The sequence below is a fragment of the Fulvimonas sp. R45 genome, from assembly GCF_030504985.1.
In the GTDB taxonomy this organism is placed as follows: Bacteria; Pseudomonadota; Gammaproteobacteria; order Xanthomonadales; family Rhodanobacteraceae; genus Rhodanobacter_A.
Genome location: NZ_JASERU010000013.1, coordinates 54,627 through 68,417, shown reverse-complemented (window position 1 = coordinate 68,417; position 13,791 = coordinate 54,627). Strand labels below are relative to the sequence as shown.

Below are 13,791 nucleotides of genomic sequence, written 5' to 3'. Positions count from 1 at the left end.
ACCCACCTGCTCACTCGCACGAGGTGCGCCGTGACTCCATCCTCCCTGCCGGTCGATCCGTTCGACCTGGTGATCTTCGGCGGCACCGGCGACCTGGCCGTGCGCAAGCTGCTGCCGGCGCTGTTCCACCGCTACCTGGCCGGGCAGATCCGCGCGGGCAGCCGGGTCGTGGGCGTGGCCCGCGAGCCGCTGGACGACGAGGGCTACCGCGCCCTGGTGCGCGAGGCGCTGGGCAAGGCGGCCGACGACACGCCGGAACAGCGCGACGCCTTCCTCGCCCTGGTCGGCTACCGCGCGCTGGACGCGCGCAGGGACGAAGGCTGGGACGGCCTCGCCGACTTGCTCGGCGAGCGGCCGGACAACATCCGCGTGTTCTACCTGTCCACCTCGCCCGAGCTGTTCGTGGACATCTGCGAGCGCCTGGGCCGGCAGGGCCTGAACCAGGGCAAGGCCCGCGTGGTGCTGGAGAAGCCGATCGGCCGCGACCTGGCCAGCGCGAACAAGATCAACGACGACGTGGGCCGCGTGTTCGCCGAGTCGCAGACCTACCGCATCGATCACTACCTCGGCAAGGAAACGGTGCAGAACCTGCTGGCGCTGCGCTTCGGCAACGCGCTGTTCGAGCCGCTGTGGAACGCCGGCCACATCGACCACGTGCAGATCACCGTGGCCGAGACGCTGGGCCTGGGCCGCCGCGCCGGCTACTACGACCGCGCCGGCGCGCTGCGCGACATGGTGCAGAACCACATGCTGCAGCTGCTGTGCATGGTGGCGATGGAACCGCCCGCCTCGCTGGCGCCCGATGCCGTGCGGGACGAGAAGCTGAAGGTGCTGCGCGCGCTCCGGCCCATCGACGCCGGCAACGCCGCCCAGCTCACCGTGCGCGGCCAGTACCGCGCCGGCGCCTCCGAAGGCCAGGGCGTGCCGGGCTACCTGGAGGAGCTCGACGGCGGCAAGTCCGACACCGAGACCTTCGTGGCGCTGAAGGCCGAGATCGGCAACTGGCGCTGGGCCGGCGTGCCGTTCTACCTGCGCACCGGCAAGCGCCTGCCCGAGCGGGTGTCCGAGATCGTGGTGGCGTTCAAGCCGGTGCCGCATTCCATCTTCGAGGGCAGCGCCGGCCCGCTGGGGCAGAACCGGCTGGTGCTGCGGCTGCAGCCCGACGAGGGCGTGAAGCTGTGGCTGACCATCAAGGATCCCGGCCCGGGCGGCCTGCGCCTGCGCCACGTGCCGCTGGACATGAGCTTCGCCGAGGCCTTCGGCGTGCAGCAGCCGGACGCGTACGAGCGGCTGATCCTCGACGTGGTGCGCGGCAACCCCACCCTGTTCATGCGCCGCGACGAAGTGGAGGCGGCCTGGCGCTGGGCCGGCCCGATCCTGGCCGCCTGGGCCGCCAGCGGCGAGCCGCCGCGGCCCTACACCGCCGGCAGCTGGGGCCCCAGCGCCGCGGTGGCGCTGATCGAGCGCGACGGCCGCACCTGGCACGAGGACGAGGGCTGATGCCCGACGCGCCCGCCCTGCATCGCTACGACGACGGCGAAGCGCTGGCCGAGGCGCTGGCCGCGCGGGTCGCCGGCCAGTTGCGCGCCGGCCTGGTCGGCCGCGGCGCCGCCGTGCTGGCGGTATCCGGCGGCAGCACGCCGAAGCGTTTCTTCGAGCGCCTTTCGCAACAGCCGCTGGACTGGGCGAGCGTCGCCGTGACCCTGGTGGACGAACGCTGGGTGCCGGAAAGCAGCGAGCGCTCCAACGCGCGGCTGGTGAAGGCGCACCTGCTGCAGCACGCGGCCGCGGCCGCGCGCTTCGTGCCGCTGTACGCCGAGGCGCCCACGCCGGAAGCGGCGATGCCGGCGCTGCGCGCCCGCGTCGCCACGCTGCCAGCCCCCTTCGACGCGGTGGTGCTGGGCATGGGCGGCGACGGCCACACCGCCTCGTTCTTCCCCGGCGGCGACCGCCTCGCCGAGGCGCTGGACCGCAAGGGTGCCGCCCGCGTGCTGCCGATGCGCGCGCCCGGCGCCGGCGAGCCGCGGATCACCTTCACCCTGCCCGCGCTGCTCGACAGCCACGCGCTGTTCCTGCACATCGAAGGCGAGGCCAAGCGCGCGGTACTGGATGCCGCGTGCGCGCCCGGCAGCACGCTGCCGGTGGCCGCGGTGCTGCGCGCCGCGCCGACGCTGGAAACCTTCTGGTGTCCGTGATGGGTATCCCCGGAATCCGCACGGACGAGACCTTCCCCGCACCCTGCCCGACTGGCGGCCGCGCCCGGTACCGCGCGGCCAGGAGTTCCGCATGACCACCCTGCACCCCGTCGTCGCCGACGTCACCGCCCGCATCGCCGGGCGCAGCCGCGCCCGCCGCGACGCCTACCTGGCGCGCATCGACGCCGCGCGCGGCGACGGCCCGCACCGCCGCCAGCTCTCCTGCGGCAACCTCGCGCACGGCTTCGCCGCCTGCGGCGCCGACGACAAGGCCGCGCTGCGCGCCGGCGCCGTGCCCAACCTCGGCATCGTCACCGCGTACAACGACATGCTCTCGGCGCACCAGCCCTACGAGCACTACCCCGAGCTGATCCGCCGCGTGGCGCGCGAGGCCGGCGTCACCGCGCAGGTGGCGGGCGGCGTGCCGGCGATGTGCGACGGCGTCACCCAGGGGCGCGCCGGCATGGAGCTTTCGCTGTTCTCGCGCGAGGTGATCGCGATGGCCACCGCGGTGGCGCTGTCGCACGACATGTTCGACGCCGCGCTGTTCCTCGGCATCTGCGACAAGATCGTGCCGGGCCTGATGATCGGCGCGCTGAGCTTCGGCCACCTGCCCGCGGTGTTCGTGCCGGCGGGGCCGATGCCCAGCGGCATCTCCAACGACGCCAAGACCGCGGTGCGCCAGCGCTACGCCGAGGGCAAGGCTACCCGCGCCGAGCTGCTGGAGGCCGAGGCCGCCTCGTACCATTCGCCGGGCACCTGCACCTTCTACGGCACCGCCAACTCCAACCAGATGCTGATGGAGATCATGGGCCTGCACCTGCCGGGCGCCAGCTTCGTCAATCCGAACACGCCGCTGCGCGACGCGCTGACCGAGGCCGCGGTGCGCCGCGCCGCGGCGCTCACCGCGCAGGGCGACGAGTACACCCCGCTGGGCCGCATGTTCGACGAGCGCAGCGTGGTCAACGGCGTGGTCGGCCTGCATGCGACCGGCGGCTCCACCAACCACCTGCTGCACCTGGTGGCGATGGCCGCCGCCGCCGGCATCGTGCTCACGCTGGAAGACTTCGACGCGCTGTCCGGCGTGGTGCCGCTGATGGCGCGCGTCTACCCCAACGGATCGGCCGACGTGAACCATTTCCACCAGGCCGGCGGCATGCCGTTCCTGATCGGCTCGCTGGTCGACGCCGGCCTGCTGCACGGCGACGCGCACACCGTGTGGGGCAAGGGACTGGACGCCTACCGCCGCATGCCCGCGCTCGATGGCGCCGGCAAGCTGACCTGGAACGAAGTCACCGCCAGCGGCAACCTCGACGTGCTGCGCCCGGCCACGGAACCGTTCCGCGCCGACGGCGGACTGCGCGTGCTCAAGGGCAACCTCGGCCGCGCGGTGATCAAGGTGTCCTCGGTGCCGGGCGACCGGCTGGTGATCGAGGCGCCGGCGGTGATCTTCCACCACCAGGACGAGGTGAAGGCCGCCTTCGACCGCGGCGAGCTGGACCGCGATTTCGTCGCCGTGGTGCGCTTCCAGGGGCCCAAGGCGATCGGCATGCCCGAGCTGCACAAGCTCACTCCCGTGCTGGGCGTGCTGCAGGCACGCGGGCGCCGCGTGGCGCTGGTCACCGACGGGCGCATGTCCGGCGCCTCCGGCAAGGTGCCGGCGGCGATCCACGTCACCCCCGAGGCGATCGACGCCGGCCCGCTCGGCAAGCTGCGCGACGGCGACATCATCAAGCTCGACGCCATCGCCGGCACGCTGGAGGCCAGGGTCGACGCCGCCGAGTGGGCCGCGCGGCCGCAGGCGCACGCCGACCTTTCCGCCAGCCACGTGGGCATGGGGCGCGAGCTGTTCGCCCCCCTGCGCAACGCGGTGGGCTCGGCCGACGCCGGCGCCACCATCTTCGCCAGGCACGACCGCCACCACGCCGCCGACGCCTGAACCCGGAACCCAGACGAGCCATTGCCATGACCCCGCAGGAAACCAAGCAGCAGCAACTCGCCGACATCCTCGCGCTCGCTCCGGTGGTGCCGGTGGTGATCGTCGACGAGGTGGCCCATGCCGTGCCGATGGCGCGCGCGCTGGTCGCCGGCGGCATCCGCAGCATCGAGGTGACGCTGCGCACGCCGGCCGCGCTGGACGCGATCCGGGCCATCGCCGCCGAAGTGGAGGGCGCGGTGGTGGGCGTCGGCACGGTGCTCGACGGCTACCAGCTCGAAGCCGCGCGCCAGGCCGGCGCGCGCTTCGCGGTGTCGCCCGGCGCCTCGCCCAAGCTGCTCGACGCCGCCGACGCCGGCGAGCTGCCGCTGCTGCCCGGCGTGGCCACCGCGGGCGAGGCGATGAGCCTGCTCGAACGCGGCTACCGTCACCTGAAGCTGTTCCCCGCCGTGCCCGTGGGTGGGGCGAAGCTGCTCGGCGCCTGGGCCAGCCCGTTGCCGCAGATCCGCTTCTGCCCCACCGGCGGCATCAGCCTCGCCAGCGCACCGGATTTCCTCGCCCTGCCCAACGTCGTCTGCGTGGGCGGTTCCTGGCTCACCCCGAAGGACAAGCTGCAGTCCGGCGACTGGTCCGGCATCGAGCAGCTGGCGCGCGAGGCGGCGGCGCTGCGCCCCCTGCGCGCCTGATCGCGCGTACCGCCATGCCGGCGCCGGTGGCGCCGTCGTTCGACGGCGGCCATAGGGCCCTGCCGTCGGATACGTCATCCCGACGTAGGCCGCTGTCGCACTGAACCGTTTCGGGCACCCGCAGCCGTGCGGGGCGCGCGTCGGCCTCACCCTCTTGCCTGTCATTCCGGCGCAGGCCGGAATCCAGTGATTGCACGGCCCGGTCGGGCGCGGCCGTTACGGGATGACCGGTCCTTCGTCGGCTGAAAAGCGCCTCCGGCCCGTGCCGGGGCGGCGGGCTGGGCGGTTCGCGGAGCCGATGGCCGTCCGTCCGGAATCAAGTTGCCGCTTCCGGCCTCCTCGCGGGCCGACCCCCGTTCGCCCACCGAACTGTCTTCTGCCTCACAGCTTCGCGCATCGAAAAGACAGCGCTGGTATTTTTGATTGACAGCGCTTGTACTTTGAGACTAGCGTCGTTGGCGCCAGGCACCCCGCGTGCCAAGGCGCGCCGCTGCGAGGGGAGGGAGGCAGGCCCGTCCGATGGCCTGTCCGCGCTGCGCCCGGCGATTTCCGTGTGGCCGCAGACCGGGTGGCCCCTGCCCGGCTGTCGCGAAGTCATGAAAAGCGGTTCCGGCATGGATGCGCCATGGCGCTTGCCCACGTGGCCGCCCGGAGCGGGGCTATGCAATCGCCGCTGACCATCATCGATTTCATCCGAAGCGGAGGAGACAGCCATGCAGAAGAAGAAAGGATCGGCGACCTGGCCCATGCTGGCCCTGGGCTCGCTGGGCGCGGCGATCGGCGCGACGTTTTCCACCACCGCGCTGACGCTGCTGCCGGTGCAGGCGGTGCACGCGCAGACGACCTGCGCCGCCGCCTGGAACGCATCGTCGGTGTACACCAAGGGAAACACCGCCAGCGAGAACGGCATCGACTACGTGGCCAACTGGTGGACGCAGGGCGACGACCCGGCCACCCACAACGGCGGCGCCGGCAGCGGCCAGCCGTGGACGGCCACCGGCAGCTGCGGCGGATCGCCGGCGCCCACCCCGACGCCCACGCCGGCACCCACGCCCACGCCGGCACCCGCGCCATCGCCGGCGCCGGCGACGAGCTACGGCGCCACCGCCCAGGCGGGCGGCGTGGTGCAGTTCTACGCCGATGGCGGCACGTGGGCCGACGTGCACTACAGCGTCGCCGGCGGCGGCCAGCTCAACGTGCGCATGGCCAACAGCGGCACCGACAACACCTACCAGATCTCCGGCCTCTCCAGCGGCGAGGAAGTGAGCTACTGGTTCACCATCGGCCAGAGCGACGGCTCGGCGGTGGACACGCCTGCGCAAACCTTGACCTACGCGGCGCCCGCGCCCGCGCCGACGCCTTCGCCGACGCCCACACCCTCGCCCAGCCCGGTATTCCCGGCGGCCGGCACCACCTTCAACCTGGTCAACGGCACCGGCGGCGCGTACCAGGACAACCAGATCTACTGGACCATGGTCGGCCAGGACCCGGCCCATCCGGGCACCTTCGTGCACGTCGACTGCAGCGGCGCCCTCATTCCCATGGCGCCCGGCGACAACGGCGAGCTGAGCAAGAACGGCCAGAACTACGCCGACTATTCGATCCCGTTCTCGCAGTGCAAGTCGTTCACGGTGCCGCAGATCCTCTCGGCGCGGATCTACCTGAGCGTGGGCAGCCCCATGTTCATCCAGGCGGTGGGCAACCCGGTGTACGGCTATACCGGTCCCAACATCGACAACCCCACCGACCCGAACATCGACGTGACCTACGACTTCGTGGAAGTGAACATCGACGCCACCAACTTCTACGGCAACACCACGCGCGTCGACCAGTTCGGCTTCCCGGTTCGGCTGCGGCTGCAGGACGCGGGCGGCTACGACCGGACCGTGGGCGAAACGGAAACCCGCGCGGCACTGTTCCAGGAGTTCGTGGCGCAGGTGCCGCAGCCCTTCCAGTCGCTGGCCCAGGTGCAGGCGCCCTACCGCATCGTGGCGCCGGCGCACGGCGCTTTCGGCAGCGGCGGCGCCCAGGCCACCTACCTGGACAGCTACATCCAGTCCGTCTGGAACCAGTACCGCAGCCAGTCGCTGGTGTTCAGCGATGCCCAGGGCACCTTCACCGGCCACGTCGTCGGCAACCAGTTCGTGTTCACCGACGGCCAGGGCACGTACTACATCAACAACGTGCCGACCACGCAGGAGGTGCTGCTGGGCAACGGCGTGTTCAACGACGCCAGCAATGCCGCGCCGGGCGTCGCGACGGCCAAGCAGTTGCAGATCCAGGCGCAGCTGGACGCCGCCCTGAACCGCCACGTGGCCGAGAACGCGGCGAACTGGGATACGGCGGCGAACTTCTACGGCAGCGCGCCGACCAACGCCTACTCCGCGTTCTGGCACGCGCACAGCATCGACGGGCTCACCTACGGCTTCCCGTACGACGACGTGCGCGGTTTCAGCTCCTCGCTGATCGGCACCCATCCCGACGTGGCCACGATCACGGTGGGCTGGTGATCCATCGCCGGCAGGCCCCGCGCGGCGGGACCTGCCGGCATCGACCATTCACGCGGGCGCCGGCGCCGGCGCGCCGATGCCGCGCAGGGACGGGCTGGTCATGCAGGACAGCGCGATCGTCGTCAGCGCGAGGCCGGCGCCCGCGAACAGCGCGGGCAGGGGCATGAGCTTCAACAGGCTGCCGGCGATCGCCGCGGACAGCGGGCCCAGGCCCATGAAGGTGAACATCAGCACGCTCATCGTGCGACCCATCATCGCCGGCGCGACGCGACGCTGGATCCAGCTGACGATGGCGATCTGCACGATGCCGGCGAGCACGCCGGTGGCGGCCAGCAGGGCCGCGCCCACCGCCGTGGAGTGGTCCCAGGCGAGCGAGGCCAGCGCCAGGCCGGCGAGACTGTCGATGCCCAGCACCATCAGGCCGAGCCGGCCGCGCGCCAGCCGGCTGACCTGGCCGGAAAGGAAGCCGCCCACCAGCATGCCGCCGCCGTTGGCGGTCATCAGGATGCCGAGCGAAGCCGCGCCCAGGTCCAGCCGCGTGTCGGCCAGCACCGGCAGGCCCACCTGCAGCGGACCGCCCACGAACACCGAGACCGCCGCCGCGTACAGCATGAAGGCGCGCAGCGGCAGGTCGGCCCAGATCGTGCGCAGGCCGGCGGCCACGTTGGCGAACACGCCCTGCGCCGGGGCGCGTTCGTGGCCGTCGCCGCGGACACGGATCAGCAGCAGTGCAGACAGCGAGCAGGCGAAGCTCAGCGTGTCGATGCCGAACGCCATGCCGAGGCCGCGTGCGTCCAGCATGCCGTGCGCGGCGTTCGCCGCGGCGCCGGTGCCGATCACCAGGCCCGCCAGCGCCGGTCCCACGAACAGGCTCAGCTGGCGCGCGCCCATCATCAGCGCGTTCGCCGGCTGCAGCTGTTGCGATGGCACCAGCCGGGTCAGCAGCGTGGAGCCGGCCGGGTAGGCGAAGGCGGTGGACAGGCCGATGCCCAGCGCCAGCGCGTAGACCATCGGCATGCGGATCGCGCCGGCGAACACCAGCACGGTCAGCAGGCCGACCAGCAGGGCGTTGACCGCGCGCGCCCAGAGCAGCACGCAATGCGGCGACAGGCGGTCCACCACCGCGCCGCCGACCAGCATGAAAGCCGCGCGCGGCAGCGCCATCGTGGCCAGCACCAGGCCGAGCGCGGCGGGGCTGCCGGTGAGCTTGAGTACCAGCCACGGCAGGGCGACCAGGGTGAACTGGTCGCCCAGGGCGGAGATCGCGCCGCCGCCGAACAGCAGGCGGAAATCGTGCAGGGCGAGCGGCGAGACGCGGGGTGGGGAAGGCATGGGGAATTTTCCGGATGGCGTGTGCGGGTGGAGGTTCAGCCGGCCTCGGCCTGGGCGTCGCGCGCGATCGCGGCGAGCCGCCGAGCGTGCTCGCGCACGTCCTTCGGCCAGCCGCGGGTGAGGCGGTTGAAGGCGTCGCGGTCGCCGCGCCACAGCGCGCGCGAGGCTTCCTCGTAGCCGGCGAGGTCGCCCGCGACCACGCGCATGAAGCGGTCGGCGGCTTCGCCGGCGAGGCGCGCGCGGTCCTTCGCTGTGCTGCTGCGGCGCGCTTCCTCCACCAGCTTGCGCAGCGTGGCCGAGGCGCCGCCGGGCTGGCTGTTCAGCCAGTACCAGTGGCGCGGCAGCAGGGTCACCTCGCGCGCCACCACGCCGAGCCGGGGGCGCCCCGCGCCGCGCGGCGCATCGTTGCCCGCCGCCGGCTGCAGGCGGGCCAGCACCTCGTCGGCGTTGCCGCGGAAGTCGATCTCCATCGTCTGCCCGGTGGCGTCGTCGAAGACCAGTGGCGTATGGGTCGGGTGCCTGTCGAGCAGGCGCCTCACCGCCAGCGCCACCTCGGCGAGCGTGCCGGAGGCGACCAGCGCATGGCCGTCGAAGGCGGTGCAGGTGGGGGTGTCGTGCGTGGGCATGGCGGAATTCCGGGTTCGACCGGCCGCCTATTTTGCCCGGGTCAAAAACATTGTCAATAACACCCGGGCAAAATAATGGGTTCCCGGGTGCGGCGATGTCTAGCTGTCGCGCAGGCGAAGCATGCAAAGCGCTTCGTCGTGGAATAGGCCGTCGATCGCCAGCGCGGCAGGCTCCACGCCGTAGGTCTCGAACCCTGCGGCGCGATACAGCGCGAGCGCCGCCGCGTTGGAGGCGTTGACGCCCAGCTTGAGCTGGCGCACGCCGCGGGTGGCCCGCGCCTGCGCGATGGCCGCGTGCAGCAGGGCGCGGCCGACACCGCGCCGCCGGTGCGCCGGGGCGACGTACAGGCCGGCCAGTTCCATCGCGTGGCGCAGCTTGGCGCGCTGCGGATGGAGGACACCGACGAAGCCCGCCAATACGTCGCCCTCGAAGGCGCCGAGCATGCGCACGGAACCGTCGGCGGCCACCAGCCGGGCGGCCACCTCGGCAATGTCGCGCCCGGCTTCCTCGTCGTGGCTGGCGCTGAAGGCGGCCGGGCTCTCGCGCAGCGCGAGCAGCCGCAGCGCCTGGTAGGCCGGGGCGTCGGCGGGGGTGAGCGGCCTGATCTGCATGGCGGGTTCCGGGCGTGGTCGCGTGGATGCTTCCACGCCACCGCCGGCGCGGCAAGCGCGCAACCGGTGTACGCTCGCCAGCCGTTTCGCTGTGGAATCCCGCGATGGTCTACGTGCTGCTGAGCGTGCTGTGCAGCGTGCTGGTGTCGGTGCTGCTGAAGCTGGCGCGGCGGGCCGGCGTCGACGTGGGCCAGGCGGTGGCGTGGAACTACGTCGTCGCCGCCGCGCTGGCGGCGCTGGTGCTGCGGCCGCCGCTGGATGCGCTGCGCCAGCCGGGCGCGCCGTGGCTGGCGCTGGCCGGGCTGGGCGTGCTGCTGCCGACGATCTTCCTGGCGCTGGGCGCCTCGGTGCGGCACGCCGGCATCGTGCGTTCGGACGCGGCGCAACGGCTGTCCCTGCTGGTCTCGCTGCTGGCGGCGTTCGTGCTGTTCGGCCAGCGGCTGGACGCGGCGAAGGCGGCCGGCTGCACGCTGGGCCTGCTGGCGCTGGCCGGCATGGTGTGGCGGACGGAACGCGGCGGCGCGGGCGAGGGCATGGCGCGCTGGGGCTACCCGCTGCTGGTGTTCGCCGGCTTCGGCGCGATCGACATCCTGTTCAAGCGCGTGGCCGCGGCCGGCGTGCCGCTGGGCGCCGCGCTGCTGGCGATGTTCGCGCTGGCGCTGGTGGTGGCGTTCGCGACCGAGCTGGCGCGGCGCACGCGCTTCGGCTGGCGCGGCCTGGCCGGCGGCGTGCTGCTGGGGCTGTGCAACTTCGGCAACATCCTGTTCTACCTGCGCGCGCACCGCGCACTGCCGCACGACCCCGCGCGGGTGTTCGCCAGCATGAACCTGGGCGTGGTGGCGCTGGGCGCGCTGGTCGGCCTGGCGCTGTTCCGCGAGCGGCTGGGGCGCGTCAACCTGGCCGGCCTGGCGCTGGCGCTGCTCGCGGTGGCGCTGCTCACGCGCGGGGCATGACTTCTGGGGTATGAAGGCGGCACTCGGAGGCGCCTAAGCTGCCAGGCTTCCGCGCGTCGTGCGCAGTCCCGAGGAATCCCCACCCATGCGCAAGCTTCCCCTCGCCACGGCCGTGGCCGCCCTGCTGCTCAGCACCGCCGGCATGGCGAGCGACACGCACGACAAGTCGTCACCGGCCGACCAGCACCAGTCCGACGCCGCCCTGGTGCAGCCGCAATCGTCCACCAGCGAGGGCTCGGTGACGGTGGAGGGCAAGCGCATCGCCTACCAGGCCGTGGCCGGCACCCTGGTGCTGCACGGCACCGGCGACAAGGAAGACGAGCCCACGGTAAGCATGTTCTACACCGCCTATTTCAAGAAGGGCGCGCAGGCCGGCCAACGGCCGATCACCTTCGTCTACAACGGCGGCCCCGGTTCGGCCACGGTGTGGCTGCACATGGGCGCGTTCGGGCCGAAGCGCGTGGTCACCAGCGACGACAGCCACACCCCGGCCGCGCCGTACCAGTTGGTCGACAACGACTACAGCCTGCTCGACGCCACCGACCTGGTGTTCATCGACGCGCCCGGCGCCGGCTTCAGCCGGCTGATCGCCGACGACAAGGACCCGGCCAAGCGCGCCAAGCAGATGGAGGAGCGCAAGAAGGCGATCTACGGCGTGGACGGCGACGGCCACGCCTTCGCCCAGTTCATCACCCGGTTCCTGTCGAAGTACGGTCGCTGGAACTCGCCCAAGTACCTGTTCGGCGAAAGCTACGGCACCACCCGCTCGGCAGTGCTGGCGAACGACCTGGAGAACGAGGACAGCGTCGATTTGAACGGCGTGGTCCTGCTTTCGCAGATCCTCAACTTCGACCTCAGCATCGACGGCCCGGAGCGCAACCCCGGCGTGGACCTGGCCTACGAGCTGGCGCTGCCCACCTTCGCCGCCACCGCGTACTACCACCACAAGCTGCCGCAGCCGCCGGCCGACCTGGACAGCTTCCTCAAGGAAGTCGAGGGCTACGCCACCGGCGAATACGCCAGCGCGCTGATGGCCGGCAGCACGCTCGATCCCGCACGCAAGCAGGCTGTGGCCGAGAAGCTGCACCAGTACACCGGCTTGCCGGTGGACTACCTGCTGAAGGCGAACCTGCGCGTCACCGGCGGCATGTTCGAGCACGAGCTGCTGACCCAGGGCGACGAGACCACCGGCCGCCTCGACAGCCGCTTCGCCGGCCCCACGCTCGACCCGATGGGCAAGGAATCGGAATACGACCCGCAGTCCTCGGCGATCAGCTCGGCCTACGTCGCCGCGTTCAACGACTACGTGCGCAAGGACCTGAAGTTCGGCCAGCACCGCAGCTACCGCCTGTTCGCCGACATCGACCACTGGGACATGAAGCACCACCACCACGGCGGCGCGCTCAACGTGATGGGCGACCTGGCGATGGCGATGAAGACCAACCCCGATCTCAAGGTGCTGCTCAACGGCGGCTACTACGACCTGGCCACGCCGTTCTACACCGCGCAGTACGAGATGGAACACCTGCCGATCCCGGCTTCGCTGCAGAAGAACATCTCCTACGCGTGGTACCCCTCCGGGCACATGGTGTACGCGCACCTGCCCTCGCTGCAGAAGCTGCACGACAACGTCGCCCGCTTCATCGAGGCCACCGACAACGTGAAGCACTGAGGCAACCGGCCCGCCCCGCGTCGCGCGGGGCGGGCTGGCGGACGCGGCGGGAGCGTGCTGCAATGGCCGCCCCCGCCGCCCCCGCCGCCCCCGGATGCCTCGCATGCGCGAGCTGATCGACCGCTACCTCGCCGCCTACAACCGCATGGACGTGGACGCCATGCTCGCCGCCGTGCACCGCGAGGTGGTGTTCGAGAACTACACCGCCGGCCGGCTCAGCGTGCGCACGCTGGGCATCGAGGAGCTCCGACGGCTGGCGGAGAATTCGCGCCACCTGTTCTCCGCGCGCCGCCAGACCATCACCGGCTACCACCAGCAGGATGGCACGGCCTACGTGCAGGTCTTCTTCGAAGGCACCTTCGCGGTGGACCTGCCCAACGGCGTGCGCGCCGGCCAGTCCATCGCCATGCCGGGGCGCAGCGAGTTCCGCGAACGCGACGGCCTGCTGGTGCACGTCGCCGACCACAGCGACTGAGCGCATGCCGCCCGAACCCGCCCGTGCCGCCTCTGGCCTGCCCTTCGATGCCGTGCTGTTCGACTGCGACGGCGTACTGGTCGATTCCGAACCCATCGTCAACCGCGTGCTGGCCGAGATGCTCGGCGAGCTGGGCTGGGCGATCAGCCTGGCGGAGACGATGCGCGTGTTCGTCGGCAAGATGGTGCGCGACGAGGCGGCGCTGATCGAGGCGCGCACCGGCGTCGCGCTCACCGAGGCCTGGCTGGAGCAGTTCCGCCAGCGGCGCAACGCGGCGCTGGCGCTGGAGCTGGTGGAAGTCGCCGGCGCCACCGGCGCCGTGCGCGCACTGCATGCGGCGCTGGGTGGCCGCATCGCGGTGGCGTCCGGCGCCGACCGGCACAAGGTCGAGCTGCAGCTGGCGAAGATCGGCCTGCTCGACTGCTTCACCGGCCGTGTCTTCAGTGGGCAGGAACAGCCGCGCGGCAAGCCGCACCCGGACGTGTACCTGGCCGCCGCCGCGGCGCTGGGCGTGCCGCCCGTGCGCTGCGCGGTGGTGGAGGACACCGTCACCGGCGCCCGCGCCGGCCTCGCCGCCGGCGCCACCGTGTTCGGCTACGCGCCGGCTTCCGCCGGCCATGGCCATGCCGACGCGCTGCTCGCCGCGGGCGTGGCGCGGGTGTTCGCCGACATGCGCGGATTGCCCGCCGTGCTGGCGGGCTGGCGACAGGCCTGATCCTCGCCGCGACATCCGCGCCGGCGGCGGACGCCGCGTGGCGCGGGCAAGCATCCGACATGCCATCCGCCGGCCTTTC

General features: G+C 72.1%; 12 protein-coding genes. 9 read left to right on the top strand and 3 right to left on the bottom strand.

What is annotated here, in order from left to right:
• Window positions 1-30 precede the first annotated feature (30 nt).
• The 5 genes from zwf to QMK61_RS12410 all read left to right on the top strand — a co-directional run bounded on the left by zwf (window position 31) and on the right by QMK61_RS12410 (window position 7,327).
• Window positions 31-1,500 carry a glucose-6-phosphate dehydrogenase gene (gene zwf / locus QMK61_RS12430; protein ID WP_302072532.1) on the top strand — a complete coding sequence of 490 codons (1,470 nt, stop codon included), beginning with the start codon at window positions 31-33 and terminating at the stop codon, window positions 1,498-1,500.
• Entirely contained in the window at window positions 1,500-2,195 is a 696-nt protein-coding gene (pgl, locus tag QMK61_RS12425; protein ID WP_302072531.1) for a 6-phosphogluconolactonase, read from the top strand. The genes zwf and pgl overlap by 1 nt, the downstream gene beginning before the upstream one ends.
• A gap of 91 nt (window positions 2,196-2,286) precedes the next feature.
• Window positions 2,287-4,134, top strand: coding sequence for a phosphogluconate dehydratase (gene edd / locus QMK61_RS12420; RefSeq protein WP_302072530.1), 1,848 nt, complete (start codon window positions 2,287-2,289; stop codon window positions 4,132-4,134).
• A 26-nt stretch (window positions 4,135-4,160) separates the two neighbouring features.
• Window positions 4,161-4,817: a bifunctional 4-hydroxy-2-oxoglutarate aldolase/2-dehydro-3-deoxy-phosphogluconate aldolase gene (gene eda / locus QMK61_RS12415; protein WP_302072529.1), complete on the top strand. Its 657-nt coding sequence runs from the start codon at window positions 4,161-4,163 to the stop codon at window positions 4,815-4,817.
• A gap of 713 nt (window positions 4,818-5,530) precedes the next feature.
• Window positions 5,531-7,327: a beta-1,3-glucanase family protein gene (locus QMK61_RS12410; RefSeq protein ID WP_302072528.1), complete on the top strand. Its 1,797-nt coding sequence runs from the start codon at window positions 5,531-5,533 to the stop codon at window positions 7,325-7,327.
• 48 nt (window positions 7,328-7,375) lie between these two features.
• On the opposite strand, the gene QMK61_RS12405 is transcribed toward QMK61_RS12410, so the two are convergent.
• The 3 genes from QMK61_RS12405 to QMK61_RS12395 form a co-directional block, all read right to left on the bottom strand.
• Window positions 7,376-8,659, bottom strand: a complete 1,284-nt coding sequence (locus QMK61_RS12405; RefSeq protein WP_302072527.1) for an MFS transporter — start codon at window positions 8,657-8,659, stop codon at window positions 7,376-7,378.
• A 35-nt stretch (window positions 8,660-8,694) separates the two neighbouring features.
• Entirely contained in the window at window positions 8,695-9,285 is a 591-nt protein-coding gene (locus tag QMK61_RS12400) for a DUF2239 family protein (RefSeq protein ID WP_302072526.1), read from the bottom strand.
• 99 nt (window positions 9,286-9,384) lie between these two features.
• Window positions 9,385-9,897, bottom strand: a complete 513-nt coding sequence (locus tag QMK61_RS12395; RefSeq protein WP_302072525.1) for a GNAT family N-acetyltransferase — start codon at window positions 9,895-9,897, stop codon at window positions 9,385-9,387.
• A gap of 104 nt (window positions 9,898-10,001) precedes the next feature.
• On the opposite strand from QMK61_RS12395, the gene QMK61_RS12390 reads away from it, so the two are divergent.
• The 4 genes from QMK61_RS12390 to QMK61_RS12375 all read left to right on the top strand — a co-directional run bounded on the left by QMK61_RS12390 (window position 10,002) and on the right by QMK61_RS12375 (window position 13,712).
• Window positions 10,002-10,850: an EamA/RhaT family transporter gene (locus QMK61_RS12390; protein ID WP_302072524.1), complete on the top strand. Its 849-nt coding sequence runs from the start codon at window positions 10,002-10,004 to the stop codon at window positions 10,848-10,850.
• A gap of 85 nt (window positions 10,851-10,935) precedes the next feature.
• The gene (locus tag QMK61_RS12385) at window positions 10,936-12,522 is read left to right on the top strand and encodes a peptidase S10 (protein ID WP_302072523.1); all 1,587 of its coding nucleotides are present in this window, start codon (window positions 10,936-10,938) and stop codon (window positions 12,520-12,522) included.
• 103 nt (window positions 12,523-12,625) lie between these two features.
• Window positions 12,626-12,997 (top strand): nuclear transport factor 2 family protein, encoded by a 372-nt coding sequence (locus QMK61_RS12380; protein ID WP_302072522.1) that lies wholly within the window; start codon window positions 12,626-12,628, stop codon window positions 12,995-12,997.
• Window positions 12,998-13,001: 4 nt separating this feature from the next.
• Window positions 13,002-13,712, top strand: coding sequence for an HAD family phosphatase (locus tag QMK61_RS12375; RefSeq protein WP_302072521.1), 711 nt, complete (start codon window positions 13,002-13,004; stop codon window positions 13,710-13,712).
• Window positions 13,713-13,791: the final 79 nt, after the last annotated feature.

Excerpts from the sequence above, each read along its gene's own strand:
- pgl (WP_302072531.1), top strand. The coding sequence starts at position 1,500 with ATGCCCGACGCGCCCGCCCTGCATCGCTACGACGACGGCGAAGCGCTG.
- edd (WP_302072530.1), top strand. The coding sequence starts at position 2,287 with ATGACCACCCTGCACCCCGTCGTCGCCGACGTCACCGCCCGCATCGCC.
- eda (WP_302072529.1), top strand. The coding sequence starts at position 4,161 with ATGACCCCGCAGGAAACCAAGCAGCAGCAACTCGCCGACATCCTCGCG.
- QMK61_RS12410 (WP_302072528.1), top strand. The coding sequence starts at position 5,531 with ATGCAGAAGAAGAAAGGATCGGCGACCTGGCCCATGCTGGCCCTGGGC.
- QMK61_RS12405 (WP_302072527.1), bottom strand. The coding sequence starts at position 8,659 with ATGCCTTCCCCACCCCGCGTCTCGCCGCTCGCCCTGCACGATTTCCGC.
- QMK61_RS12400 (WP_302072526.1), bottom strand. The coding sequence starts at position 9,285 with ATGCCCACGCACGACACCCCCACCTGCACCGCCTTCGACGGCCATGCG.
- QMK61_RS12395 (WP_302072525.1), bottom strand. The coding sequence starts at position 9,897 with ATGCAGATCAGGCCGCTCACCCCCGCCGACGCCCCGGCCTACCAGGCG.
- QMK61_RS12390 (WP_302072524.1), top strand. The coding sequence starts at position 10,002 with ATGGTCTACGTGCTGCTGAGCGTGCTGTGCAGCGTGCTGGTGTCGGTG.
- QMK61_RS12385 (WP_302072523.1), top strand. The coding sequence starts at position 10,936 with ATGCGCAAGCTTCCCCTCGCCACGGCCGTGGCCGCCCTGCTGCTCAGC.
- QMK61_RS12380 (WP_302072522.1), top strand. The coding sequence starts at position 12,626 with ATGCGCGAGCTGATCGACCGCTACCTCGCCGCCTACAACCGCATGGAC.
- QMK61_RS12375 (WP_302072521.1), top strand. The coding sequence starts at position 13,002 with ATGCCGCCCGAACCCGCCCGTGCCGCCTCTGGCCTGCCCTTCGATGCC.